The sequence below is a fragment of the Nucisporomicrobium flavum genome (assembly GCF_016464385.1).
Lineage (GTDB): Bacteria > Actinomycetota > Actinomycetes > Mycobacteriales > Micromonosporaceae > Actinoplanes > Actinoplanes flavus_A.
Genome location: NZ_JADMLH010000032.1, coordinates 1 through 24861 on the forward strand (window position 1 = coordinate 1; position 24861 = coordinate 24861).

Here is a 24861-nt window from a genome sequence, read left to right on the forward strand (position 1 = left end):
GATAGGCCGGAGATGTAAGCCAGGTAACTGGTTCAGTCGACCGGTACTAATAGGCCGAGGGCTTAACCACCTAAAATTTGGTGCTCGATATGCGTTCACTGTGTGATTCACAGCAAACAACCACCCCCCCACATCTTCTGGGTTAACCCCGGGGTGTGGGATCTGGGGAATGTTGGTTGTGCCGCTGATAGGTGTTTCGGTGGTTATAGCGGAGGGGAAACGCCCGGTCTCATTCCGAACCCGGAAGCTAAGCCCTCCAGCGCCGATGGTACTGCACTCGGGAGGGTGTGGGAGAGTAGGACGCCGCCGGACTCAACGTACAGTCGAGGGCCTTCCCCTACGGGGGTTGGCCCTCGACTGCTTTTGTGCGTCCAGCGCCTAGTAGCGTTGGACGGACGCTCGACCGGTGTGCCCGTGCACGCCCGAGCGGCTCGGCCGCGGCGCCCGGTGCGCCGTGGACCTTGATCAGACGTACCCGTAGTGCCCCCCGTGGCGGAAGTGCTCCGGCGGCCATCGACCATAGTGCGACGGCAATGCCGAACGTTGGAAGGAATTGACCCGTGAACCCAGGACCGCAGGACGGCGGCAACCGCGACGACGAGGGCCGGCCAGGCGGCGGTCGGGACGGCGGATCCGGCGCGAACCCCCGCGGTGACCGGGGCGACCGGGGTGCCCCCCGTCGCGACGGTGGATCGCGTGGCGGATACCAGGGCGACCGCGGCGCCCCGCGCGGCGACCGTGACGGTGGCCGGGGCGGCGACCGCGGTGGTTACAGCGGCGGCAGTGACCGTGGCGGGTACAGCGGCGGGAACCGGGACGGTGGGCGCGGCGGATACAGCGGCGGCAACCGGGACGGGGGATCCCGTGGTGGGTACTCCGGTGGTGACCGGGGTGGCTTCCGCGGCGGTGATCGGGACCGCGGTGGCGACCGGGGCGGGTACTCCGGCGGTGACCGGGGCGGCTTCCGCGGCGGTGACCGCGACCGGGGCGGCTCATCCGGTGGTGACCGCGGCGGGTTCCGTGGTGCTGACCGCGGCGGTGACCGTGGTGGGTTCCGTAGCGGTGGCAGCGGCGAGCGCCCCAGCTACGGCGACCGCGGCGGGTTCCGCGGCAACAGCGTCGAACGTGGCAGCAGCGACCGCGGCGGCTACAGCGGCGGCGGCGACCGTGGTGGCTTCCGCAGCGGAGGCAGCGGAGGCAGCAGCGGCGGCGACCGTGGTGGATTCCGTAGCGGTGGCAGCGCCGGCGGGGACCGGGGTGGTTTCCGCAGCGGTGGTGGCGACCGGGGTGGTTACTCCGGTGGTGACCGTGGCGGCTTCCGCGGCGGTGACCGGGACCGGGGTGGCTACAGCGGCGGCGGCGACCGGGGTGGCTTCCGCGGCGGAGACCGGGACCGTGGCGGTTCCTCCAGCGGCGGTGGCGATCGTGGCGGCTTCCGTAGCGGTGGCAGCGCCGGCGGGGACCGGGGTGGTTTCCGCAGCGGCGGTGGCGAGCGCGGCGGATACAGCGGCGGCGGGGACCGTGGCGGATACAGCGGTGGCGGGGACCGTGGTGGGTTCCGCAGTGGTGGCGGTAGCGGCGAGCGTGGCAGCTACGGCGACCGGGGCGGTTTCCGCGGCGGGGACCGGGACCGTGGTGGTTTCCGCGGGGACAACCGTGACCGCGGTGGGTTCCAGAGTGACCGGGGCCCCCGCGAGGGCGGCGACAGGGCTCCGCGTGAAGGTGGCTTCCGCGGCCCCCGTGACGGCGGTGACCGGGGTCCGCGTCAGGGCGGCTTCCAGGGCGACCGGGGTCCGCGGCAGGGCGGCGGGTACCAGGGCGATCGGGGCCAGGACCGGGGCGGCTACCAGAGCGACCGGGGCAACTTCCGGGACCGTGGCGACGCGCCTCGCTCCGAGGGCGGCGCGCGGGGCAGCTTCCAGGGTGGTTCCGGTGGGTTCCGGGGCGACCGGGACCGGGGGCAGACCGGCGGCCGTCCGCAGGGCGACCGGGGCGGCTTCCGGGACGACCGGGGCGGGTTCCGGGGCGGCGACCGGCCCGGCAACCGCAGCGGTGGTGGCGGCGGCGGGTTCCGGACCGATCGGGACCGGCCGTACGGGGACCGTCCGCAGGGCGACCGTGGGCCGCGCGAGGGCGGGTTCCGGGGCGACCGGGACCGCGGCAACTACCAGGGCGACCGGGGCCAGGAGCGCACTGGTTACCAGGGTGACCGCGGCCAGGAGCGCACCGGCTACCAGGGTGACCGGGACCGCGGCTACCAGGGCGATCGGGGTCAGAGCCGCGGTGGCTACCAGGGCGACCGGGGTCAGGACCGCGGCGGCTACCAGGGCAGCCGGGATCAGGGCAACCGGGACCGCGGCGGGTACCAGGGCGACCGGGGCCAGGAGCGCGGTGGGTACCAGGGCGACCGGGATCGCGAGCGCGGCGGCTTCCGTGGTGAGCAGGGGCGGGACGATCAGCAGCCCGCATTCCAGGCTCCCGAGATTCCCGAGGACATCGCCGCGAGCGACCTCGACAAGGAGGTTCGCGCCGAGCTGCTGAGCCTGTCGCGGGACACCGCCGACCGGGTGGCGCGGCATCTTGTCGCCGCCGGGACGATCATTGACGAGGATTCCGAGCTGGCGCTTCAGCACGCGGTTGCGGCGCGGCGGTTGGCTTCGCGGATCGCCGTGGTGCGGGAGGCCGTCGGGCTTGCCGCGTACGCCGCGGGGGACTGGACGACCGCTATCGCCGAGCTGCGGACGTACCACCGGATGACCGGGCGGCAGACGCACCTGGCCGAGCTGGCCGACTGTGAGCGCGCCCTGGGCCGGCCGGAACGGGCGATCGATCTGTTCCGTGGCGCCGACCGTGAGGCGATGGACAAGGCCGGCGCGATCGAGCTGCTGATCGTGGCCGCGGGTGCCCGTGGCGACCTGGGCCAGCACGACGCCGCCGTGGCGATGCTGCAGGTCAAGGAGCTGACCTCGGAGGAGGACGCGGAGTGGGCGGCGCGGCTGCGGTACGCGTACGCCGATGCTCTGCTCGCCGCCGACCGGCGTGACGAGGCGCGGGAGTGGTTCTCGCGGGCCGCGGCCGCCGACGAGGACGACGTGACCGACGCGGCGGAGCGGCTGCTCGAGCTCGACGGCGTCACCATCGAGGGCGACGACGACGAGGACGACGAGGACGGTGACGGCGGCGAGACCGCGATGGCCGGCCGCGACGAGGACGGTGACCGCGGCGGGTCCGCTGTGGCCGCCCGCGACGACGACGAGGGTGACAGCGGCGAGACCGCCCTGGGCGACCGCGACGAGACCGCCGTGGCCGACGGGGACGACGCCGACCTCGACGACGAGGACGACTCCGACGACGACGAGGAGGATGAGGCGTACCACGGTGCGGCGTTCCTCGACGACAAGGAGACGGGCGACCGGGAGGCCGACGCCGACGAGGACGACGAGGACGAGCTGGTCGACGGCGAGGAGTTCGACGTCGACGCCGGCATCGACTCGCCGGAGGACGAAGCCGCCGACGCCGACGCCGACGATGACGACGCGGACGACGACCTGGTCGGCGACGAGACCGACATCGCCGCCGAGCCGGCCGTCGGCTCCGACGAGGACGAGGACGACGACGAGGACGACGCTCCGAAGGCCGGCAGCGACGAGTTCGTCGGCGGGCGCGCCGACACGGACGAGCCGCGGGCCGAGGGCAACGCGTGAGCGGTCGGCTTGTCGATGCGTACGACCTGGTCATCTTCGACCTGGACGGAGTCATCTACCTGATCGACAAGCCGATCGCGGGTGCGGCCGGGGCCGTCGAGCGGCTGCGTGCCGACGGCGTCCCGGTCGCGTACGCCACGAACAACGCCTCCCGGCGTGCCGCCGACGTCGCCGGGCTGCTCAGCGGCATGGGTGTGCCGGCGGCCGCCGGTGAGGTGCTGACCTCGGCCGGCGCGTCCGCGGCGATGCTGGCCGAGCGGCTCCCGGCCGGCGCCCCGGTGCTGGTCGTCGGCGCCGAGGCGCTGCGGGCGGAGGTCCGCGACGCGGGCCTCACCGTCGTCGAGCGGGCCGAGGATTCCCCGGCGGCGGTCGTGCAGGGGTACGGGCCGGAGGTCGGCTGGAAGATCCTCGCCGAGGCGTCGCTGGCCGTACGGGCCGGGGCGCTGTGGATCGCCACGAACGCCGACCGGACGCTGCCCAGCCCGCGCGGGCCGCTCCCCGGCAACGGGTCGCTGGTCTCGGTGCTGCGGACGGCGCTGGACCGCGAACCGGACGTCGTGGTCGGAAAGCCGGCGCCGGCGTTGTTCGAGACGGCTGCGTCGCAGTCGAAGGCGCAGCGTCCGCTGACCGTCGGGGACCGGCTCGACACCGACATCGAGGGCGCGGTCGGCGCGGGCATGGACAGCCTGCTCGTGCTGACCGGGGTGAGCGGGCCGGCCGAGGTGCTGGCCGCCCCGCCGTCGCGGCGTCCGACGTACGTGGCCGCCGACCTGAGCGGGCTGTTCGGTGCGGCAGAAGACGCGCGGATCCCGGCGGGGGCGGACGAGGCCGGCGGGTGGCGGCTCACCGACGGGCGGCTCGACGGCGACGGCTCGGCCGTGGACGCGTTGCGGCTGCTCGCGGCGTACGTGTGGGACGGCGGGAAGCCGAAGCCCGGCTCCGACGCCGCGGCGAAAGTGCTGGCCGACCTGATTCCCTAGTCGACCAGGCCCGACTGGTACGCGAAGACGACCAGCTGGGCCCGGTCGCGGGCGGCCAGCTTGACCATGGCCCGGCTGACGTGCGTCCGCGCGGTGGCCGGGCTCAGGCGTAGCCGGGCCGCGATCTCGTCGTTGCTCAGGCCCTCGCCGACCAGGCCGGCGATCTCGCGTTCCCGGTCCGTGAGCGTGCCCAGCCGGGGGTGCGGGCGCAGCACCCGGGCCGGCCGGGAGGCGAACTCGCGCACGACCCGGCGCGTCACGGAGGGCGACAGCAGGGCCTCCCCGGCGGCGACCAGGCGGACCGCGCGGATCAGCTCGGCCGGCCGGGTGTCCTTGGTGAGGAAGCCGCTGGCGCCGTGCCGCAGCGCGTCGAAGACGTACGCGTCGAGCTCGAAGGTGGTCAGCACGATCACCCGGGTGCCGGTCAGCGTGGGGTCGGCGGCGATGCGGCGGGTGGCCTCGATGCCGTCGATGCCGGGCATCCGGACGTCCATCAGCACCACGTCCGGGTGGTGCGCGCGGGTCAGGTCGACCGCGGTGAGCCCGTCGGCCGCCTCCGCCGCCACGGTCAGGTCGTCCTCGCTGGACAGCAGCGTGCGCAGGCCGATGCGGACCAGGTCCTGGTCGTCGGCGATCACGACGGAGATCATCGGCGGACCGGGATCGTCGCGGTGACCTGGAAGCCGCCGTCCGGGCCCGGGCCCGCGGACAGGGACCCGCCCAGGGCGCCGACCCGCTCCCGCATCCCGGCGAGACCGTGCCCGGCCGCAGGCCCGTCCGCCCCGGAGAAGCCGGCCGCCGAGGAGCCGGACGACGAAGAGCCGGCCGACGAGACGCCGGGCGACGAAAAGCCGGGCGAGGAAGAACCGGTGTCGGTCACCGACACCGTGAGCTGCTCGTCGTCGCGGCGCAGCCGGACCTCCGCGCTCGCCGTGCCCGCGTGGCGCAGGACGTTGGTCAGGGCCTCCTGCACGATCCGGTAGCCGGCCAGGTCCACCGCCGCGGGCAGGCCGGCGAGCGAGCCCTCGACCTCGACCGTCACGGGTACGCCCACCGCCCGGGTCCGCGCCACCACGTCGTCGAGGCGGGCGAGCCCGGGTGCCGGAGCGCGATCGTCGTCGCCGCGGCGTACGGCCCCGAGCGTGGCGCGCAGTTCGTCGAGGGATTCGCGGCTGGTACGGCTGATCGCGGTCAGCGCGTCGCGGGCCGGGGACTCCCGGGCCGGCTCCTTGTCCAGCAGGTGCAGGGCGATCTCGGCCTGCATGGTGATCGCCGCGAGCCCGTGCCCGACGACGTCGTGCACCTCCTGGGCGACCCGGAGACGTTCGGCGTCGGCCTGGCGGCGGGCCTCGTCGCGGCGGGCCTGGAGGACCTGTTCGCGGCCCACCCGGACGGTCACGCCGATGGCGAGCGGCCCGGCGACCCATGCCACCTGGGGCATGACCGCGTCGAGACCCACGCCGAGGCCGATCAGCGCGCAGACCACCAGCAGGGCCAGGACGACGCCCGCGGCGGTGGCGGCCCGGCGCAGGGGCCGGTGCGCGCCGATCGTGTACACGGCGACGAGCAGGCTGAGCAGGACGGGGCCGAACGGGTTGCCGCCCAGCAGGTACAGCCCGGTCGCGGCCGTGGTCGTCGCGAGCGCGGGGGTGGGGTGGACACGCCGGAACGCCATGGCCAGCGCGGCCGCCACGACGCACCCGTACGCCCAGGCCGGGATGTGGTCGATGCCCTGGTTGCGCCCGGCCGGGGCCGTGCCGGAGAGGCCGACCGCCAGCAGCGCCAGCGCGATCGGCCCGTCGGCACGGAGGGGACGCAGCCGGTGCATGAGGCTCACAGGATGTCACGGCGGCGCAGCAGAAGACCGCCCAGGACCGCGAACGCGACGAGGTACGCCGCGACGACGACGACCGCCTGCGCCCCGCCGACGGTGGCCTGCACGCCCGGGGTGTCGGTGGCCGCGCCCAGGGATGCGGCCAGCGAGCCGGCGTTCGGGCCGGGCAGCCCCTTCTGCAGCTGCGCGACCCAGTCCAGCAGGGGAGCGGCGATCAGCGCGAGCAGGTTCTGCACGGCCAGCAGCCAGACGAGCCCGAGGCCGACCGGCAGCGCCACCCCGCGCAGCGCGATGGCGAGCAGCGCGCCGAGCACCGTCCACATCGCCGCGATCAGCCAGCCCGCACCGATGCCGGCGAGCAGGTCGGCCGCGCCGGGCCAGGCGAGCGGGCGGTCCTCGGCGACGGCGATGACGGCACTCGCGACCGCGCCCGCGGCGAAGACGGCGAGCAGCCCGGCCAGGGCCGCGAGGCAGAGGGTCGCGAGCTTGGCGGCGTACACGATGATCCGGCCGGGGTTCTGGGTCAGCACGGTCTTCCAGGTGCCCCACTGGTATTCGCCGCCCACCGCGAGCACGCCGAGGATGAGCATGAGGGCGCCCAGGAACACCGGGAGGCCGCCGACCGAGTTGCCGACGAGCTGGTCGGGCAGCAGCGCCGCCAGGCCGCGTTCGGCCCGCGGTCCGCCGGTGCCGCCGGCATATCCCGCGTACGGGATGAGGTAGGTGAAGGTCAGGCTCAGCCCGACCGCGATCGCCAGCAGCGCCCACGTCGCGGGGCGGCGTACCAGCTTGAGGGTCTCGGCGCGGATGTGGTCACGCATGGCCGGTCGCTCCCGTCAGGTCGAAGAATGCCTGTTCCAGGCTGCGTTCCTGCGGCCGCAGCTCGCTGACCGCGATGCCCGCGCCGACCAGGACGGCGTTGAGCTCGGCGGCCCGGCGCGGCGGCACTGCCAGGTCCAGGCCGTTTCCGTTCACGTGTACGGCGTCAGCACCGAGCAGCGTGCGCGCACGGTCGGCGGCCGCGGCCAGCGGTTCGGCCACGAGCCGCAGGGTCGGTTCGCCGCGGAGGCCGGCGACGGTGCTCTCGGCGACGAGCCGGCCCTTCGCGATGACGCCGACGCGGTCGCAGAGCTCCTGGACCTCGCTCATCAGGTGGCTGGACAGCAGGACTGTGCACCCGGCGGCGCCGAGGCGGCGTACCAGCAGGCGCATGTCGGCCATTCCCGCGGGGTCGAGGCCGTTGGTGGGCTCGTCCAGCATGACCAGGCGCGGGTCCTTGAGCAGCGCCGCGGCCACGCCCAGCCGCTGCTTCATGCCCAGCGAGTAGGCCGCGTACCGGTCCGCCGCCCGGTCGGTCAGCTCCACCTGGTCGAGGACCGCCGCGACCCGGGAGACGGATACGCCGGCATGCCGCGCCACCGCGCGCAGGTTGTCGCGTCCACTCAGGTACGGGTAGAAGGCCGGTCCCTCGATCAGCGCGCCCACGGCGTCCAGCCGCCCCGGCGGGTGGCCGAACAACCGGACCTGCCCGGCGGTCGGCCGGACGAGGCCGAGCAGCATGCGCAGCGTGGTGGTCTTCCCGGCGCCGTTGGGGCCGAGGAAGCCGTACACCTCGCCGGCGCGTACGCGCAGATCCAGCGAGTCGACGGCGGTGAGCGGGCCGTACCGTTTGGTCAGGCCCCGGGTCTCGACGGGTGCGGTCATGACGCTCATCGTCGCCGCGTCCGGGGCCTGCTCCATCCGTTGCCGGGCGGCCCTGTTCCTACGCCCCCGGACGTACGCCTAGAGCAGCTTGCGGAGCTTGAGCAGGTCGAAGGGGTTGGCCTTGACCGAGACCTGGCGCGAGGCGATCGCGCGGGTGACGTCCAGCCGGCCGGTGACCAGGGCGACGAGATCGTCACTGTTCGCGGTCAGGGCGATCTTCGCCTTCGGGTCGTCACCGTCCGCGATGTCGAGCAGGCGCCCGCCGGCGAGCCGGGCGTGGAACGCCGTCGACAGGTCCGGCACCCGGCAGGCGAGCGTGCGGTCCAGGTCGAGCTTGCCGCGTGTCTCGGCGTTGCGGTCCAGCCGGGCCGCCAGGTCGTGCAACGCCTGCCGGCACTCGTCCACGCTCGCCATTCAGCCCGCTCCCTCCGCGACACCCGACGCCGTACGCACGGTACCCGACGGGCGGGCGGGGTATGCCTTGTAGCGTGGCACCAGCACGATCCGAGGACTGCGAATCGGCATAGAGCACGGGCGCGAGGGGAGAGGGACATGCAGGACGCATGGCGGGCGTATCTGGAGATGGCGCTCGGGCTGACGGAGGCGCCGCGCAAACGGGCCCAGAAGGTGGCCTCCGAGCTGCTGACCAAGGGCGGCGCGACCGCCGGGCAGCTGCAGGGGCTCGTCGAGGACCTCATGTCCACCGGGCTGGCCAACCGTGAGGCGCTGACCAACATCGTCCGGTACGAGGTGGACCGCGCGCTCGGCAAGGTCGGCCTGGCCACCGCCGACGAGGTGTCGGAGCTGACCACCCGCGTCCGCGACCTGGAGAAGCAGCTGCGCGCGGCGCAGGCCCGGGCCGATGCGGCCGAGGGCGCCCCGGCCGGCCTGACCATCGCCGAGCCGGGCCCCGCGGCGGTCGTGCCGCCGGCGAAGAAGGCCGTGGTGAAGAAGGCGCCGGCGAAGAAGGCTGCCAAGACGGCGACGCCGAACGCGATGCCCGCCGCGGGCACCACGACCTCCGCCCCGGTGCGCAAGGCGGCGAAGAAGGCCGTGCCGACGCCGGCCACGACGGGTCCCGCGGCCGAGGCGCCCGAGAAGGCGGTCCCGGCGAAGGCCACCAAGGTCGCCAAGGCCGCCGCGAGGAAGACCGCGGCGAAGAAGACCACCCCCGCGAAGAGCGCGCCCGCCAAGAAGGCGGCGAGCCCGGAATCCTCGACGCCGGAGGCCTCGTGACATACCCGAACCAGCAGCCGCCCGTCCCGCGCCCGGGCCCGCCGCCCGGCGGGTTCCGTCCGGCGCCGCCGCCCGGTGGGTTCCGCCCGTCGCCGCCTCCAGGGCACGCTTCGGCGCCGCCGCGGGTGGAGGCGAGCCCCGGCATCCTCGACGGGTCGGAGACGACCGGGCACCCCGCCGTCGACGCCGTGCTGCAGTCGCTGGCCAACGCCGCCACGCTCGCGCCCGGCGACCAGATCGCCGAGTACGAGGCCGCGCACCAGGTGCTGCAGGAGACGTTGGCGAGCATCGACCGCTGATGACCCGTACCCCCGAAAGGGTGTTCTGATGGCCCGCCGCGCGCGGTTGGACGCCGAGCTCGTGCGCCGCAAGCTCGCCCGCTCCCGGGAGCAGGCCGCCGCCCTGGTGGCGGCCGGCCGGGTGCAGGTGCGCGGCACCGTGGCGGCCAAGGTCGCCACCATGATCGACCCGGCGGACCCGGTCGTGGTGACCGGCGAGGACCCGGCCGACGAGTACGTCTCGCGCGGCAGCCACAAGCTGGCGGGTGCCCTCAAGGCGTTCGCGGGCCTGCCCGTGCGGGGACGCCGCTGCCTCGACGCGGGCGCGTCCACCGGCGGCTTCACCGACGTGCTGCTGCGCGGTGGCGCCGCCCACGTGTACGCGGTCGACGTCGGCTACGGCCAGCTCGCGTGGCCGCTGCGCACCGATGAGCGCGTGACGGTGATGGAACGTACCAATGTCCGTACGTTGATCCCGGACATGCTCGGCGGGCCGGTGCAGCTGACCGTCGCCGACCTGTCGTTCATCTCGCTGCGCCTGGTGCTGCCCGCGCTGGCCGCCTGCACCGCGCCGGACGGCGACCTGGCGCTGATGGTCAAGCCGCAGTTCGAGGTCGGCAAGGAACGGGTCGGCTCCGGCGGCGTGGTGCGTGACCCGCTGCTGCGCGCCGAGGCGGTCGTGGACGTGGCCGCCGCCGCCGCGGAGCAGGGGCTGGGTGTGGCCGGCGTCGCCGCGAGCCCGCTGCCCGGTCCCAGCGGAAACGTCGAGTTCTTCGTCTGGTTCCGGCGGGGGGCACCGCCGGTGGACCCCGAGCGGGTGCGCGCGGTGGTCGCCGCCGGGCCCTCCGGCGCGGTAACCTCCGCCGGGTCGGTACCGACGCCGGATTCGCCCCCCTTGGAGGACGTGTGACCCGCTCCGCGCTGTCAGCCGCGCCGGCCCGGCAGGTCGTCGCATGAGCCGCTCGGCGCTCATGGTGACGCACACCGGCCGGCGGCAGAGCACCCAGCACGCCAAGGCCGTCGCGGCCGACCTGGTCGCGGCCGGCTTCGAGGTGCGGGTGCTGGCTGAGGAGGTGGCCGACCTCGAGCTGCCGCCCGGCGTGACGCCGGTGGACGACCCGACCGCCGCGGAGGGCGTCGAGATCGTGTTCGCGCTCGGCGGCGACGGCACGTTCCTGCGCGCCGCCGAGCTCGCCCGGCCGGCGAAGGTGCCGCTGCTCGGCATCAACCTCGGCAAGGTGGGCTTCCTCGCCGAGGCGGAGCTGCAGAACATCGACGAGACCGTGCGCGACATCGTCGCCGGTGACTACACCGTGGACGAGCGCCTCACCCTCGACGTGCGCGCCGAGTACGACGGCCGGCTGATCGCCGAGTCGTGGGCCCTCAACGAGGTCAGCGTCGAGAAGGGGCAGCGCGCGCAGATGCTCGAGCTGCTCGTCGACGTCGACGGGCGGCCGCTGTCCCGGTACGGGTGCGACGGTGTCGTGTGTGCCACACCGACGGGCTCGACGGCGTACGCGTTCTCGGCCGGTGGTCCCGTGGTGTGGCCGGAGGTGGAGGCGCTGCTGCTCGTGCCGATCAGCGCGCACGCGTTGTTCAGCCGGCCCATCGTGACCGCGCCGACCTCCACGTTCGTGCTGACCGTGGACCCGTACACGTCGTTCGCGGTGCTGTGCTGCGACGGGCGGCGGACGTGGGACCTCCCGCCGGGCGCCCAGGTCACCGTCGAGCGGGGACAGCTGCCGGTGCGACTCGTACGCCTCAAGCCGCGCCCGTTCACCGACACGCTCGTGGCGAAGTTCCACCTGCCGGTGGAGGGCTGGCGCGGTAATCGACGCTGATGAGCGGCCCGCGGTGGGCAATTGTCGGTGGGCACCGATACTGTTCGCCTGTGCTGGAGGAACTTCGGATCACCGGGCTGGGCGTCATCGACGACACGACGTTGCGGCTGACCACGGGCATGAACGCCATCACCGGTGAGACCGGCGCGGGCAAGACGATGGTGGTGACCGGGCTCGGGCTGCTCTTCGGCGGCCGGGCCGACGCCGGGCGGGTGCGGGCCGACCCGGGCCGGGCGGTGGTGGAGGGGCGGCTGCGCCTCGGCGGCGCGCTCGGCGACTCGGTGCAGACCCGCATCGCTGACGCCGGCGGCGAGGTCGACGACGACGGTTCCGTGCTGCTGAGCCGCACGGTGACGATCGAGGGCCGCTCGCGCGCGCACGTCGGCGGCCGCAGCATGCCGGTCGCGATGCTCAGCGAGGTCGGCGAGCAGGTCGTGGCCGTGCACGGGCAGTCCGACCAGCTGCGCCTGCTGCGCCCGGCCGAGCAGCGGGCCGCCCTGGACCGCTACGCCGGCCCGGAGCACGAGAAGCTGCTGGAGACCTACCGGCAGGCGTACACGCAGTGGCGCACCGTGGTGGACGACCTCGCGGACCGCCGGCGCAACGCCCGCGAGCGCAGCCAGGAGGCCGACCTGCTGAAGCTCGGCCTCGACGAGATCAGCCGGGTCGACCCGCAGCCGGGTGAGGACGACGACCTGCGCGCCGAGCTGCAGCGCCTGGAGCACGCCGAGGGGCTGCGCACGGCGGCGGCCCTGGCGGCGCAGGCCCTGGCGGGCGGCGTGGAGGCGACCGACGACACCCCGGACGCGACGACGCTGCTGGGCACCGCCCGGCGCACCCTGGAGGCGCAGTCGGGCGTCGACCCCGCGCTGGGTGAGCTGGCCGCGCGGGTGGAGGAGGCGGCCACGCTCGTCGCCGACGTGTCGTCGGAGCTGTCGGCCTACCTGGACCAGCTCGACGCGGACCCGGCGCGGCTGGAGGCCATCTACGAGCGGCGGGCGGCGCTGCGGGCGCTCACCCGTAAGTACGCGGACGACGTCGAGGGTGTCATCGCCTGGGCCGACCACGCCCGCACCCGGCTGGCGGCGCTGGACACCTCCGACGAGCTGCTCGAGGAGCTCGACAAGGAGCGCCAGCGGCTCGCGGCGCAGGTCGCCGAGCTGGCCGGGCGGCTGACGGCGGCCCGCACGGAGGCCGCCGGGCGCTTCGCCGAGCAGGTCAGCGTCGAGCTGGCCGGGCTGGCGATGCCGCACGCGCGCGTGGAGATCGTGGTGCTGCCGCGTTCGGCGGGGCGCGACGAGCCGTCCATCGACGGGCTGGCGGCCGGTCCGGACGGCGCCGACGAGATCGAGCTGCGGCTGATCGCCCACCCGGGCGCTCCCGCGCTGCCGCTGCAGAAGGGCGCCTCGGGCGGTGAGCTGTCCCGGGTCATGCTGGCGATCGAGGTGGTGTTCGCCGGGGCGGGCGGACCGCCGACGCTGGTCTTCGACGAGGTGGACGCGGGCGTGGGCGGCCAGGCGGCGGTGGAGATCGGGCGCCGGCTGGCCCGGCTGGCCCGTACCCACCAGGTGCTGGTGGTGACGCACCTGCCGCAGGTGGCCGCGTTCGCCGACCGGCACCTCGTGGTCGCCAAGGACACGGGTGGCGCCATCACCACCAGCGGTGTGAAGATCGTGGAGGAGACCGACCGGGCCCGGGAGCTCGCCCGGATGCTGGCCGGTCTGCCCGACTCCGACCTGGGTATCGCGCACGCCGAGGAACTGCTGGCGGTGGCCGACCGGGAGAAGCGGGCCTGACGGGGCGATCGTTTTGCCCCTTTTGGGGGTGACCTTGTGCATGTCGCGTACGAGGCTCTCGATCGGCCGTGTCAGGATGGCCGGGATGCGACTTCCCACCTTGCGCCGGACCCGGAGCGTCGAACCCGGGGCTGTCTCCGGCACCGCCCGTCTCGACCGCCGGACCAAGCGCCTGGTCGGGCGGCTGCGCCCCGGTGACATCGCGGTCATCGACCACGTGGACATCGACCGGGTCGCCGCCGACTCGCTGGTCGCCGTCGGGGTGGCCGCCGTGCTCAACGCCAAGCCGTCGATCTCCGGGCGCTACCCGAACCTGGGTCCCGAGGTGCTCGTGCAGGCCGGCATCGTGCTCATCGACGACCTCGGCGAGGGCGTCTTCGACCGGCTGAGCGAGGGCGACCTGGTCAGCCTCGACAACGACTCCGTGCTGCTCAACGGGGAGCCCGTGGCCACCGGCGTGCGGCAGGACGCGCAGAGCGTGGCCGCCGCGATGGCCGACGCCCGTGAGGGCCTGTCCGTGCAGCTCGAGGCGTTCGCCGCGAACACCATGGACTACCTCAAGCAGGAACGGGACCTGCTGCTCGACGGCGTCGGCGTGCCGGACATCGACACCCGCATCGCCGGGCGGCACGTGCTCATCGTCGTGCGCGGGTACGACTACAAGGCCGACCTGGACGTGCTGCGGCCGTACATCCGCGAGTTCAAGCCGGTGCTCATCGGCGTGGACGGCGGCGCCGACGCGCTGGTGGAGTCCGGGTACACGCCCGACATGATCATCGGGGACATGGACTCGGTCACCGACGACGTGCTGCGCTGCGGTGCCGAGGTGGTCGTGCACGCGTACCCGGACGGGCGCGCCCCCGGGCTGGACCGGGTGCACGGGCTGGGGGTGCAGGCGACCACGTTCCCGGCGGCCGCCACCAGCGAGGACCTGGCCATGCTGCTGGCCGACGAGAAGGGCGCCTCGCTCATCGTCGCCGTCGGCACCCACGCCAACCTGGTGGAGTTCCTGGACAAGGGGCGCGGCGGCATGGCGTCGACGTTCCTCACCCGGCTCAAGGTCGGCGGGAAGCTCGTCGACGCCAAGGGCGTGAGCCGGCTCTACAAGCAGAACATCTCCGGGTCGTCGCTGCTGCTGCTCGTGCTGTCCGCGGTCGCGGCGATGGCCTCCGCGGTGGCCGTGTCGACCGTCGGCCAGGCGTACCTCTCCGTGGCTTCCGAGTGGTGGGACAATCTCGTCTTCCAGTTAGGACAGCTCTTCTAGCCGGCCACCCGCCTGCGAAACGACCAAGAGGCTTTCTCCCGTGATCAACTTCCGGTACCACGTGGTGTCGCTCACCGCGGTCTTCCTCGCCCTCGCCATCGGGCTGGTGGTGGGCACCGCCGCGCTCAACGGGCCGGTGGTCGACACCCTCAAGGACCGCGTCGACGCGCTGAGCAAGGACAACAGCAACTACCGCGACCAGGCCAACCAGTACCGCGACGAGCTGAACCGCAGCCAGGAGTTCGCGACCCAGGTGTCGCCGGCGCTGCTCAACGGCAAGCTCACCGGCCGCAAGATCCTCGTCGTGGTGCTGCCGAGCGGCAAGGACTACGCGGACGGCGTGTCCTCGATGCTGGAGGTGGCCGGGGCCACGATCACCGGCCGGGTCACGATCGAGGACAAGTTCTTCGACCCGGCGAACGCGTACGAGCTGCTCGACCTCGCCGAGCGGGCGTCGCAGACCACCGTGCCCGCCGACAAGCTCCCGCTCAACAGCGACGGCGTGGAGACGTCCAGCGCCCTGCTCGCGCTCGCGCTGCTGCAGAAGGCGCCCGCGGTCACCGATCAGGACCTGACCGCGGTGCTGACGGCGTACACCGAACCGGGGTACATCGGGGTCTCCAAGGACATGGTGCCGGGCGCGGAGGCGACCGTGGTGGTCTCCGGGCTGCCGCCGGTCGACCGCGACGCGGGCAAGAAGAACCAGAACGCCGTCACGCTGACGACCCAGTTCTCGGTGAACCGGCCGGTCGTCGTGGCCGGCAACGGCATCGGCGAGGGCAACCTGATCTCCGAGGTGCGCGGCGACCCGAAGCTGGTCAAGGAGGTGTCCACGGTGGACAACGTGACCACTGCGTACGGCCAGCTGGCCACCGCGATGGTGACCGTGGAGCGGGTCGTGGCCGCCAAGGTCGGGCAGTACGGCGTGTCCGCCGGTGCGTCGGCGCTGCTCCCGAAGGCCGTCGGCTGACCCGGCACCGCCGCCGCCCCCGGCAGGCACGCACCACCTAGACTCAGCGGTCGGCCGCCGTGGGCGCGGCCCCGGCGAGTCAGGAGAACACACGCATGGCCAGCAGGGTGAAGTCGTCCGGCATCGGCGCGCTCGCCGCCCGCGCCGCCCTGGCCTGGGTGCGCAGCGATCCGCGCTCCGCCGAGCTCGAGCGCACGAACTTCCACGGCCGGACGGTCTCGCTCGCCGGCGGGCCCGCCCTGGCCGCCGGCGCCACGCTGGGCGCCGCCGCCGGGGCCGCCAGCGCCTCCGCCGCCGCGGCGGCCGTCGTGGCGGGAGCGGCCTCGGGAGCGGTCGGTTTCTACGACGACGTGGTCGGCAACCGCCCGGAGCAGAAGACCGCCAAGGGCTTCAAGGGCCACCTCGGCGCGCTGCGCGAGGGGCGGGTCACCAGCGGCCTCGTGAAGATCGCCGGGGTGGGTGCCGCCAGCCTGGTCGCGGCCACGCTGCTGGCCCGGGACCCGCGCGTGCGCTCGCACCGGGCGCGGGCCCGCGGCGGCGTGCTGCGCCGCTCGGGCGACGTGCTGCTCGGCGCGGGTGTCATCGCGGGCACGGCCAACCTGCTCAACCTGCTCGACCTGCGGCCCGGCCGGGCGATCAAGGCCGCCACGATCATCGGTACGCCGCTGGTCGCCGGCCGCGGGGGCGCGATGACCGCCGGCACGCTCGGCGCGGGCGCGGCGCTGCTCCCCGACGACCTGGGGGAGACCATCATGCTCGGCGACGCCGGTGCCAACGCGCTGGGCGCGCTGCTCGGGGTGGCCCTCGCGGCGCGGACCGGTCCGGCCGGGCGCGCGCTGGCGCTGACCGTGCTCGCGGGCCTGACCGCGGCGAGCGAGAAGGTCAGCTTCACCAAGGTCATCCAGGACACCCCGTGGCTGCGCGAGCTCGACGCGCTGGGCCGCCGCCCGGCTTCGTGACCTCCGCGGCCCGCACCCGCGCGGGGGTGGCCGGCGCCGCCGCCGTCATCACGGTGCTGACCGTCGTGTCGCGCCTGGCCGGCTTCGGGCGTACGTTCGTCTTCCTGCACACCGTCGGCGCCGACGGGCTGGCCAACGTCTACAACGCGGCCAACACCATCCCGAACATCGTGTTCGAGCTGGTCGCCGGCGGCGCGCTGGCGAGCCTCGTGGTGCCGCTGATCGCCGGCGCCGCCGAGGCCGGGGACCGCGAACGGGTCGGCGCGGTGGCGTCCGCGCTGCTCACCTGGGTGCTCACGCTGATGGTGCCGCTGGCGGTGCTGGTGGCGCTGCTGGCCGGCCCGATCGCGGGGCTGCTCGACGTGCCACCCGACCACCAGGTGGTGGCCGCGCGGATGCTGCGGGTCTTCGCCCCGCAGCTGCCCCTGTACGGCATCGGCATCGTGCTGACCGGGGTGCTGCAGGCGTACCACCGGTTCGCCTGGCCGGTCATCGCGCCGCTGCTGTCCAGTGTCACCGTCATGGGGGCGTACCTGAGCTACGCGGTGGCGGACGGTGCGCGGACGGACTTCGCGGGACTCAGCCGCACCGGGGAGCTGATCCTGTCCGCCGGTACGACGCTCGGCGTGGTCGTGCTCGCGCTGTGCCTGCTGATCCCGCTGAGCCGGCTGCGGTTGCGGCTACGGCCGGGTTACCGGTTCCCGGGCGACGAGGGCAGGCGCGCGCTGCGGCTCGGCTGGGCCGGGGCGGTGACCGTGGGCTCGCAGCAGATCATGGTGCTGGTCGTCGTGGCGGTGGCCGTGGGCGGGCCGCTGACGGCGTACAACGCGGCGCAGACGGTGTTCCTGCTGCCCTGGGCCGTGCTGGCGGTGCCGCTGGCCACGGCCGTCTACCCCCGGCTGGCCGCCGCGGTGGCGCGCGGGGACGACGACGCGTACGCCGGATCGCTGGCCGCCACCGCCCGCCCGGTCGTGCTGCTCGCGTGCCTCGGCGCCGCCGCGATCGCCGCCCTGGCGTGGCCGGTGGCGTACCTGGTCGGGGCGCCCGCCGCCGCGCCCGGCATCGTCGCCTTCGCGCCCGGCCTGCTCGGCTACGCGCTGTTCGCCCTGCTGTCGCGAGCCCTGTACGCGCGCGGCGCCACGGTGGCCGCCGCGACCGCCACCGCGGCCGGATGGGGCATCGCCGCCGTGGCCGCCGTCGTGCTCTCCGCGGTGCTGCCCGCCGACCGTCAGCTCATCGGACTCGGCGCCGCCAACGCGGTAGGCATGTCGGCGATCGGACTGCTGCTGGCGCTGGCCGTACGCCGCCACGCCGGCCCACTGGCGCTCACGGGACTGCCGCGGGCCGCCGCCGTGGGTATCGTGGCGGCGGTCGCGGCCGGGTTCGCCGGGTGGGGCGTGGCGGAGGCGCTGCGCCACGCGTCCGGCGGCACCCCGGCAGCGGGAACCAGCCTCCTGCAGGGCATGCTGGGCGGGATCACGGTCGCGGTCGTCTTCGCCGCGGTGGCGTACCCGCCGGCCCGCCGCGATCTCCGTCCGCTGGTCTCGAGAGTCACCGGGAGGAACCGCAGGTGAGCGACGCGGCGCAGGCCACCTCCGGCACGGTCGCGCTGGTGCTGGGCTCCAGCACCGGCGGCGTCGGCCGGCACGTCTCCTCGCTGACCCGCGGCCTGCTCGCCGCGGGCCGGCGGGTGCTGGTCTGCGGGCCGGCCGCCACCGACGAGCTGTTCGGCTTCGCCGCCGCCGGGGCCGAATTCGCGCCGGTGGAGATCCCGGCCAGCCCGGGCCCGCAGGACTCCGGCGCGATCCGCTCGCTGCGCCGGGCGCTGGCCGGCCGGGAGCTCGACGTGGTGCACGCGCACGGCCTGCGCGCCGGGTTCGTCGCCGCGCTGGCCCGCCCGCCCGCGCCGCTGGTGGTGACCTGGCACAACGCCGTCCTGGCCCGCGGCCTGCGGGGCAGCGCCTCCGCGCTGGTCGAGCGGATCGTGGCGCGCTCCGCCGCGCTGACCCTCGGCGCCTCCGAGGACCTCGTCGAGCGGGCCCTGTCGCTGGGCGCCCGCAGCGCCCGCCTCGGTGCCGTGGCCTCGCCCGAGTTCGCCGCGGCGAAGCGCAGCCGCGCCGCCGTGCGCGCCGAGTTCCGCCTGGCGCCGGGCGCGCCGCTGATCCTGTCCGTGGGCCGGCTGCACCCGCAGAAGCGCTACGACGTGCTGCTGGAGGCGGCCGGGCGGTGGCGGGAGCTGGATCCCCAGCCGGTCACCGTGATCGCCGGCTCCGGGCCGAGCTACATGCTGCTGGCCCAGCGCGCCTCCGAGCTGCACGCCAAGTTCTACCTGCTCGGGCACCGCACCGACGTGCCCGACCTGCTCGCCGGCGCCGACCTCGCCGTGATCACCAGCGACTGGGAGGCGCGGCAGCTGTTCGCGCAGGAGGCGCTGCGGGCCGGCGTACCGCTGATCGCGACGGCGGTGGGCGGGCTGCCGGGGCTGGTCGGTGACGCCGCCGTGCTCATCCCGCCGGGTGACGTGGACGCGCTCGATATCGCCGTCCGCGAGATGCTGGCCGACGCCGGCAAGCTCGCCGACTACGCCGCGCGCGGGCCCCGGCAGGCCGCGACCTGGCCGAACGAGGCGGACACCGTGGCGGACGTGCTGGCCGCGTACGCCTCCGTCACCGGCGCCCGGGCGGGGCAGGGGTGAAGCTGCTGCGGCGCCTGCTCGCCTCGGTACGGCGCGGGGACCGTCCGGACTCGGCCCCGCCGTCGCGGTCGCCGCGCCGGCGGGCGTGGGTGCCGTACGCCCTCGTGGTCCTGGCGGCCCTGGCCAGCCTGGCCGGCCTCTCGGTGCGCCCGCCCACCGGGGTGCCCGGCGACACGGCCGACTACGTGATCGTCGCCGGGGCGGCCGGACTGCGCTGGGACGATCTCGACCCGAAGCGCACCCCGGCGCTGTGGCAGGAGGCCACGCAGGGCTCGATCGGCTGGCTGTCGGTCCGCTCCGCGCACCACGCGACCTGTCCCGCCGACGGATGGCTGACCCTGGGCGCCGGCAACTATGCCGTCTGGAACGCCCGCCGCGTCTCGGGCAAGTGCCCGGCGCTCGCGCCCGTGGTGGAGCAGCCCGACGGCATCGGCGCCAACCTGCCCGAGATGGCCCGCGTCGTACGCGCCAACGCCGACAACCAGCCGTACGGGGCGGTGCCCGGCGCGCTGTCCGAGTCGGTGCGGTGCACGGTGGCGGTGGGCCCGGGTGCGGCGGTGGGCGCTGCCCGGCCGTACGGGCGCGTCGACCGGTACGCCCCCGCGCTGCCCGACGACCCGCAGGGCCTGTTCACCCAGTGCCCGCTGAGCCTGGTGGACCTGGGCTCGATCACCGCGACCGGTACGGCCCGGCAGGCGCAGGTGGCGCTGGCGGACTCGACCCTGGCCCGGGTGCTGGCCGCCCGCCCCCAGCAGTCCCTGGTCGTCGTGGCGGGCGTCTCGGACACCGACACCTCGTCGCGGCTGCACGTGGCCATCGCCGAGGGGCCCGGGTGGCGTGGCGGCTGGCTGACCTCCGCCGGCACCGGCCGCGACGGCTACCTCCAGCTGGTCGACCTCGCGCCGACGGTCCTCACCACGATCGGCCGGCCCGCGCCGGAAGGGCTGTTCAGCGGGCGTACGGCCAGCTCGGTCGACGGGCGTCCCGCGGACCTGGCCGGCTCGGTGCTCGGCGAGCACGACGCCGACCGGCGCTCGGCCGCCCAGCGGGGCATCGCGGGCATGTTCTTCACCGGCCTGGCCGCCGTGCAGGTCGCGCTGTTCCTGCTCGTCGTGCCGCTGATGATCCGGGCCCGGCGGCACGCGGGCCCCACCGGCCCGGCCTCGGCGCCGCGGCTGATGGTGCGCTCGGTGGAGGTGCTGCTCATCGCGGCGGCGCTGGCGATCCCGGCGGCGCTGCTGACCGACGCGCTGCCGTGGTGGCGCACCGGCCGGCCGGGCATCGTGTTCGCCCTGCTGACGTTCGCGGTCGTGGCGGCGGGCACGGCCGCGGTCCGGCTGGCCCCGCGCTACCCGCGCACGCTGTGGCCGATGGGGGTCATCGCGGCCGGCGCGGCCGTGGTGGTCGGCGCGGACCTGCTCACCGGGGCCCGGCTGCAGCTCAACGGCGTCGCCGGCTACTCGGCGGTCGAGGGCGCCCGCTACTCGGGCGTGGGCAGCGTCGGGCTCGGCGTCTTCGTCGCGGGCGCGCTGCTGGTCGCCGGCTGCGCCGCCCAGTGGGTACGCCGCCCCTGGCGCCCGGTCGTGGTCGTGCTGGTCGGCGGCTTCGCGGTGATCATGGTGGGGAGCCCGTACCTGGGCGCCGACCCGGTCGGGGCGATCGCGGTCACCGCCGGGGTGTGCGTGGCCGCCGCGATCAGCACCGGCGGCTGGCTCACGTTCCCGCGCTTCGCCTGGGCCACCGTCGCGGGGCTCGCGGTGACGATCGGCTTCGCCGTGCTGGACCTGCGCCGCCCCGCCCTCGAGCAGGGCAGCGTGGGCCGGTTCCTGACCGCCCTGGGCGACGGTACGGCCGGCCCGGCGATCCAGCGTGCCGCCGCCGCCAGCGGGCTCGCCCTGGACAGCCCGCTGACGTTCCTGGCGGTGGGCGGCGCGCTCATGCTCGCGTTCAGCCAGTTCTCCCCGTGGGGCGGGCTCAACCGGGTCTTCGGGCTGCACCCGGCGCTGCGGGCGGCGCTGGCCGGCACCACGGTCGCCGTGGTGCTCGCCGGGATCTTCGGCGGGGCGGCGTTCGCCGTGGCCGGTGCCGCCGCGGCGGTGGCCGTACCCGTGATGGTGCTGACCACGATGCGCGTTCTGGAGCATGCGGCCGACCGGACGCGCCCGGACGGTGAGACCGACGGCCCGGGCGGGCCCGGCTTGTCCGCCCGGCACACCCCGGCGCCGGACAAATCCGGCGCGTCCGTGCGCTGACACGCGCGCGAGCAGCCCGGACGTGCGCGCGCGGGCGGGGGTGTTACGGTTAAATCCCGTGGATGGCCCGACCTGCGATCCGGAGATTTCCGGAGGCGGTCGGCGCCGGTCTGCAAGACCGAACTGACGGACCACGGGAGCAGGCCTTGGCAGCAACAGTGCGCGAGACGCGGCACATCTTCGTCACCGGGGGCGTCGCCTCCTCGCTGGGCAAGGGCCTCACCGCCTCCAGCCTCGGAAACCTGCTGACCGCGCGCGGCCTGCGGGTCGTCATGCAGAAGCTGGACCCCTACCTCAACGTCGACCCGGGCACGATGAACCCGTTCCAGCACGGCGAGGTGTTCGTCACCGACGACGGCGCCGAGACCGACCTGGACGTCGGCCACTACGAGCGCTTCCTCGACCGGGCGCTGTCCGGCAAGGCCAACGTGACCACCGGGCAGATCTACTCGGCCGTCATCGCCAAGGAGCGCCGCGGCGAGTACCTCGGCGACACCGTGCAGGTCATCCCGCACATCACGAACGAGATCAAGGAGCGCATCTTCGCGATGGCCGCTCCGGACGACTACGGCCGGGTGCCGGACGTCGTCATCACCGAGGTCGGCGGCACGGTCGGTGACATGGAGTCGCTGCCGTTCCTCGAGGCGATCCGCCAGGTGCGCCACGAGATCGGCCGCGACCGGGTGTTCTACCTGCACGTGTCGCTGGTGCCGTACCTGGCGCCGTCGGGCGAGCTGAAGACCAAACCGACCCAGCACTCGGTGGCCACGCTGCGCAACATCGGTATCCAGCCGGACGCGCTGGTCTGCCGCAGCGACCGGGAGATCCCGGACAAGCTCAAGCACAAGCTCTCGCTGTACTGCGACGTCGACGCCGAGGCCGTCGTGGCCTGCCCGGACGCGCCGAGCATCTACGACATCCCCAAGGTGCTGCACCGCGAGGGCCTCGACGCGTACGTCGTGCGCCGGCTGGGCCTGTCGTTCCGGGACGTCGACTGGTCCAGCTGGGACGACCTGCTCGAGCGGGTGCACCACCCCCGCCGCACGATCACCGTGGCGCTGGTCGGCAAGTACGTCGACCTGCCGGACGCGTACCTGTCGGTCAGCGAGGCGATCCGTGCGGCCGGCTTCGCCAACACGGCGAAGGTGCAGCTGCGCTGGGTGCCCAGCGACGACTGCGACACCATGGCCGGCGCCGCCGCCGCGCTCAAGGGCGTCGACGGCATCGTCATCCCCGGCGGCTTCGGCATCCGCGGCATCGAGGGCAAGATCAACACTTCCCGGTACGCGCGGGAGAACGGCATCCCGATCCTCGGGCTGTGCCTCGGGCTGCAGTGCATGACGATCGACGCCGCCCGCAACCTGGCCGGGCTGCAGGGCGCCAACTCGCTGGAGTTCGACGAGCGGGCCCCGTACCCGGTGATCTCCACGATGGCCGACCAGGAGGACATCGTCGCGGGCAAGGGCGACCTGGGCGGCACGATGCGGCTGGGGGCGTACCCGGCGAAGCTGACCGAGGGTTCGGTGGTGGCCGAGGCGTACGGCAGCACCGAGATCTCCGAGCGGCACCGGCACCGCTACGAGGTGAACAACGCGTACCGCGACAAGCTCGCCAAGGCCGGCCTCACGTTCTCCGGCACCTCGCCGGACGGGCGGCTCGTGGAGTTCATCGAGCTGGACCGCGAGACGCACCCGTTCTTCGTGGCCACCCAGGCCCACCCGGAGCTGAAGAGCCGTCCGACCCGGGCGCACCCGCTGTTCGCCGCGTTCGTCAAGGCCGCCGTCGCGTACGCGGCCGCCGACGAGCTCCCGGTCGAGGTGGCGGCCTCCGCCGACCCCGACACCACCGTCGCGGCGGTGCCCGCCTCATGACCAGGTTCCGGCACGAGACGAGGTCGCGGGAGGAGAAGTACTCCGGGCCGGTCTTCAAGGTCTACACCGATGAGATCACCATGTCGGGCGGCGGTACGGCCCACCGGGACGTGGTCGTCAACACGAACGCGGTCGGCGTGGTCGCCGTCGACGAGGTCGGCCGGGTCGTGCTCATCAAGCAGTACCGGCACCCGGTCGGCAGGCACCTGTGGGAGCTGCCCGCCGGGCTGTGCGACGTGCGCGGCGAGGACCTCGCGGTGACCGCCCGGCGGGAGCTGGCCGAGGAGGCCGACCTGAACGCCGCCCGCCTCGACCTGCTCGTCGACCTGCACACCTCGCCGGGCTTCAGCGCGGAGACGATCCGCATCTTCCTCGCCCGCGAGCTGTCGGCCGTGCCGGAGGACGAGCGGCACGAGCGGCAGGACGAGGAGGCGGACATCGAGATCTGCTGGGTGGATCTCGACGAGGCCGTCGCGATGGTGCTGCGCGGCGAGGTCACCAACGCCGCGGCGGTCGGTGGCCTGCTCGCCGCCGCCCGGGCGCGCGACGACGGCTGGGCGACGCTGCGCCCGGTGGTCACCCCGCCGCTGGCCTGACCCGGGGACGGGACGGGCGGGTCCTGTGAAGGTTGTGTGCAGGACCGGCCCGCCCGGCCCGCCGGCTGCCACGATGCCGGCGTGGATCTGATCATCGTCATCGCCGTCGTCCTGACCGTCCTGAGCGCCGCGCTCACGTTCCTGGTGGTGCGCCGCGACCTGCGCCCCGGGCCCGCCGTGGCGGTCTCGGCGGGTGCGGGGCTCGCGGTTGGCCTGTGCTGGTTCCTCATCCTCTATCTGGCGCTGGCCGCGTTCGTCGCCGCGCTGCTCGCGTACGTGGTGGTGCGGAGGCTCGGGAGCGTGAAGGCGGCGGCGTGGAGCGGCGTCGCGGCGTACGCGATGGTCGCCCTGGCGTCGGCGGCCCTGATCGCGGCGGCGCTGGAAACCATGTGAGCCGACGTACGGTGGACCGGTGGAATCCGTCTGGGACTACCCGCGTCCGCCCCGGGTCGAGCGCAGCACCGCCCGGATCACCGTGACGCACGCCGGGCAGGTGGTCGCGGACAGCCGCCGATGCCTGCGGGTGCTGGAGACCTCGCACCCGCCGGTCTACTACGTGCCCCGCGGGGACGTCGCGGAGGGTGTGCTGCGGCCCGCGTCCGGCCAGTCGTGGTGCGAGTTCAAGGGCACGGCGACCTACTGGGACCTGGTCGTGGCGGACGCCGAGGTGCCGGCCGCCGCCTGGTCGTACGAGCGGCCCACCCCCGAGTACGCGCAGCTCACCGAGGCCGTCGCCTTCTATCCGGGCCGGGTCGACGAGTGCCGCGTCGACGGCGAGGTGGTCCGCGCGCAGGAGGGCGACTTCTACGGCGGGTGGATCACCGCGGACATCACCGGCCCGTTCAAGGGCGGCCCCGGCACGCGCGGCTGGTGACCCCGCC

23 protein-coding genes and 1 rRNA gene are annotated in these 24861 nt (G+C 74.6%); 18 read left to right on the plus strand and 6 right to left on the minus strand.

Going from position 1 to position 24861, the window contains the following annotated elements; all coding sequences use genetic code 11:
- Positions 1-195 precede the first annotated feature (195 nt).
- Positions 196-312 (plus strand): 5S ribosomal RNA (rrf, locus tag IT780_RS39995).
- 680 nt (positions 313-992) lie between these two features.
- On the opposite strand, the gene IT780_RS40000 is transcribed toward rrf, so the two are convergent.
- Positions 993-2633 (minus strand): hypothetical protein, encoded by a 1641-nt coding sequence (locus tag IT780_RS40000; protein ID WP_199517159.1) that lies wholly within the window; start codon positions 2631-2633, stop codon positions 993-995.
- 18 nt (positions 2634-2651) lie between these two features.
- Between IT780_RS40000 and IT780_RS40005 the strand changes: the two genes are divergently transcribed.
- Positions 2652-3704: a tetratricopeptide repeat protein gene (locus IT780_RS40005; protein ID WP_307831641.1), complete on the plus strand. Its 1053-nt coding sequence runs from the start codon at positions 2652-2654 to the stop codon at positions 3702-3704.
- Positions 3701-4684: an HAD-IIA family hydrolase gene (locus tag IT780_RS40010; RefSeq protein ID WP_199517110.1), complete on the plus strand. Its 984-nt coding sequence runs from the start codon at positions 3701-3703 to the stop codon at positions 4682-4684. Before IT780_RS40005 ends, IT780_RS40010 begins: the two co-directional genes overlap by 4 nt.
- On the opposite strand, the gene IT780_RS40015 is transcribed toward IT780_RS40010, so the two are convergent.
- The 5 genes from IT780_RS40015 to IT780_RS40035 form a co-directional block, all read right to left on the minus strand.
- A complete protein-coding gene (locus IT780_RS40015) occupies positions 4681-5334 on the minus strand; it encodes a response regulator transcription factor (RefSeq protein ID WP_199517111.1) in 654 nt (217 codons plus the stop codon). The two genes, IT780_RS40010 and IT780_RS40015, sit on opposite strands and share 4 nt — an antisense overlap.
- Positions 5331-6512, minus strand: a complete 1182-nt coding sequence (locus IT780_RS40020) for a sensor histidine kinase (RefSeq protein WP_199517112.1) — start codon at positions 6510-6512, stop codon at positions 5331-5333. Before IT780_RS40020 ends, IT780_RS40015 begins: the two co-directional genes overlap by 4 nt.
- Positions 6513-6517: 5 nt before the next feature.
- A complete protein-coding gene (locus IT780_RS40025; protein ID WP_199517113.1) occupies positions 6518-7339 on the minus strand; it encodes an ABC transporter permease in 822 nt (273 codons plus the stop codon).
- Positions 7332-8222, minus strand: coding sequence for an ABC transporter ATP-binding protein (locus IT780_RS40030; protein WP_233414313.1), 891 nt, complete (start codon positions 8220-8222; stop codon positions 7332-7334). Before IT780_RS40030 ends, IT780_RS40025 begins: the two co-directional genes overlap by 8 nt.
- 78 nt (positions 8223-8300) lie before the next feature.
- Positions 8301-8636 (minus strand): SCP2 sterol-binding domain-containing protein, encoded by a 336-nt coding sequence (locus tag IT780_RS40035; RefSeq protein WP_199517115.1) that lies wholly within the window; start codon positions 8634-8636, stop codon positions 8301-8303.
- Between the two features lie 138 nt (positions 8637-8774).
- Here IT780_RS40035 and IT780_RS40040 point away from each other — a divergent pair, with 138 nt between their 5' ends.
- The 15 genes from IT780_RS40040 to IT780_RS40110 all read left to right on the plus strand — a co-directional run bounded on the left by IT780_RS40040 (position 8775) and on the right by IT780_RS40110 (position 24854).
- Positions 8775-9458, plus strand: coding sequence for a phasin family protein (locus IT780_RS40040; RefSeq protein ID WP_199517116.1), 684 nt, complete (start codon positions 8775-8777; stop codon positions 9456-9458).
- A complete protein-coding gene (locus IT780_RS40045) occupies positions 9455-9757 on the plus strand; it encodes a hypothetical protein (protein WP_199517160.1) in 303 nt (100 codons plus the stop codon). Before IT780_RS40040 ends, IT780_RS40045 begins: the two co-directional genes overlap by 4 nt.
- A 28-nt stretch (positions 9758-9785) precedes the next feature.
- Entirely contained in the window at positions 9786-10646 is an 861-nt protein-coding gene (locus tag IT780_RS40050) for a TlyA family RNA methyltransferase (protein WP_199517117.1), read from the plus strand.
- 43 nt (positions 10647-10689) lie between these two features.
- Positions 10690-11577 (plus strand): NAD kinase, encoded by an 888-nt coding sequence (locus IT780_RS40055; protein WP_199517118.1) that lies wholly within the window; start codon positions 10690-10692, stop codon positions 11575-11577.
- 50 nt (positions 11578-11627) lie between these two features.
- Entirely contained in the window at positions 11628-13373 is a 1746-nt protein-coding gene (gene recN, locus IT780_RS40060; RefSeq protein ID WP_199517119.1) for a DNA repair protein RecN, read from the plus strand.
- 85 nt (positions 13374-13458) lie between these two features.
- Positions 13459-14637, plus strand: coding sequence for a putative cytokinetic ring protein SteA (steA, locus tag IT780_RS40065; protein ID WP_199517120.1), 1179 nt, complete (start codon positions 13459-13461; stop codon positions 14635-14637).
- 40 nt (positions 14638-14677) lie between these two features.
- On the plus strand, positions 14678-15607 hold the full coding sequence (locus tag IT780_RS40070) for a copper transporter (RefSeq protein WP_199517121.1): 930 nt from the start codon (positions 14678-14680) through the stop codon (positions 15605-15607).
- Between the two features lie 95 nt (positions 15608-15702).
- The gene (locus tag IT780_RS40075) at positions 15703-16566 is read left to right on the plus strand and encodes a hypothetical protein (protein ID WP_199517122.1); all 864 of its coding nucleotides are present in this window, start codon (positions 15703-15705) and stop codon (positions 16564-16566) included.
- The gene (gene murJ / locus IT780_RS40080; RefSeq protein WP_307831642.1) at positions 16521-18140 is read left to right on the plus strand and encodes a murein biosynthesis integral membrane protein MurJ; all 1620 of its coding nucleotides are present in this window, start codon (positions 16521-16523) and stop codon (positions 18138-18140) included. Before IT780_RS40075 ends, murJ begins: the two co-directional genes overlap by 46 nt.
- Positions 18137-19261: a glycosyltransferase family 4 protein gene (locus tag IT780_RS40085; protein WP_199517123.1), complete on the plus strand. Its 1125-nt coding sequence runs from the start codon at positions 18137-18139 to the stop codon at positions 19259-19261. The genes murJ and IT780_RS40085 overlap by 4 nt, the downstream gene beginning before the upstream one ends.
- Entirely contained in the window at positions 19258-21513 is a 2256-nt protein-coding gene (locus IT780_RS40090; RefSeq protein WP_372443919.1) for a hypothetical protein, read from the plus strand. Before IT780_RS40085 ends, IT780_RS40090 begins: the two co-directional genes overlap by 4 nt.
- A 146-nt stretch (positions 21514-21659) precedes the next feature.
- A complete protein-coding gene (gene pyrG, locus IT780_RS40095) occupies positions 21660-23384 on the plus strand; it encodes a CTP synthase (protein ID WP_199517124.1) in 1725 nt (574 codons plus the stop codon).
- Positions 23381-23980: an NUDIX domain-containing protein gene (locus IT780_RS40100; protein ID WP_199517125.1), complete on the plus strand. Its 600-nt coding sequence runs from the start codon at positions 23381-23383 to the stop codon at positions 23978-23980. Before pyrG ends, IT780_RS40100 begins: the two co-directional genes overlap by 4 nt.
- Positions 23981-24061: 81 nt before the next feature.
- A complete protein-coding gene (locus tag IT780_RS40105) occupies positions 24062-24373 on the plus strand; it encodes a hypothetical protein (protein ID WP_199517126.1) in 312 nt (103 codons plus the stop codon).
- A 19-nt stretch (positions 24374-24392) separates the two neighbouring features.
- Positions 24393-24854, plus strand: a complete 462-nt coding sequence (locus tag IT780_RS40110) for a DUF427 domain-containing protein (protein WP_199517127.1) — start codon at positions 24393-24395, stop codon at positions 24852-24854.
- Positions 24855-24861 lie beyond the last annotated feature (7 nt).

Bases quoted from the DNA above. Each gene is read 5' to 3' on its own strand.
- IT780_RS40015 (WP_199517111.1), bottom strand. From the start codon at position 5,334: ATGATCTCCGTCGTGATCGCCGACGACCAGGACCTGGTCCGCATCGGC.
- IT780_RS40020 (WP_199517112.1), bottom strand. From the start codon at position 6,512: ATGCACCGGCTGCGTCCCCTCCGTGCCGACGGGCCGATCGCGCTGGCG.
- IT780_RS40025 (WP_199517113.1), bottom strand. From the start codon at position 7,339: ATGCGTGACCACATCCGCGCCGAGACCCTCAAGCTGGTACGCCGCCCC.
- IT780_RS40030 (WP_233414313.1), bottom strand. From the start codon at position 8,222: ATGACCGCACCCGTCGAGACCCGGGGCCTGACCAAACGGTACGGCCCG.
- IT780_RS40035 (WP_199517115.1), bottom strand. From the start codon at position 8,636: ATGGCGAGCGTGGACGAGTGCCGGCAGGCGTTGCACGACCTGGCGGCC.
- IT780_RS40040 (WP_199517116.1), top strand. From the start codon at position 8,775: ATGCAGGACGCATGGCGGGCGTATCTGGAGATGGCGCTCGGGCTGACG.
- IT780_RS40050 (WP_199517117.1), top strand. From the start codon at position 9,786: ATGGCCCGCCGCGCGCGGTTGGACGCCGAGCTCGTGCGCCGCAAGCTC.
- IT780_RS40055 (WP_199517118.1), top strand. From the start codon at position 10,690: ATGAGCCGCTCGGCGCTCATGGTGACGCACACCGGCCGGCGGCAGAGC.
- steA (WP_199517120.1), top strand. From the start codon at position 13,459: ATGCGACTTCCCACCTTGCGCCGGACCCGGAGCGTCGAACCCGGGGCT.
- IT780_RS40075 (WP_199517122.1), top strand. From the start codon at position 15,703: ATGGCCAGCAGGGTGAAGTCGTCCGGCATCGGCGCGCTCGCCGCCCGC.
- IT780_RS40100 (WP_199517125.1), top strand. From the start codon at position 23,381: ATGACCAGGTTCCGGCACGAGACGAGGTCGCGGGAGGAGAAGTACTCC.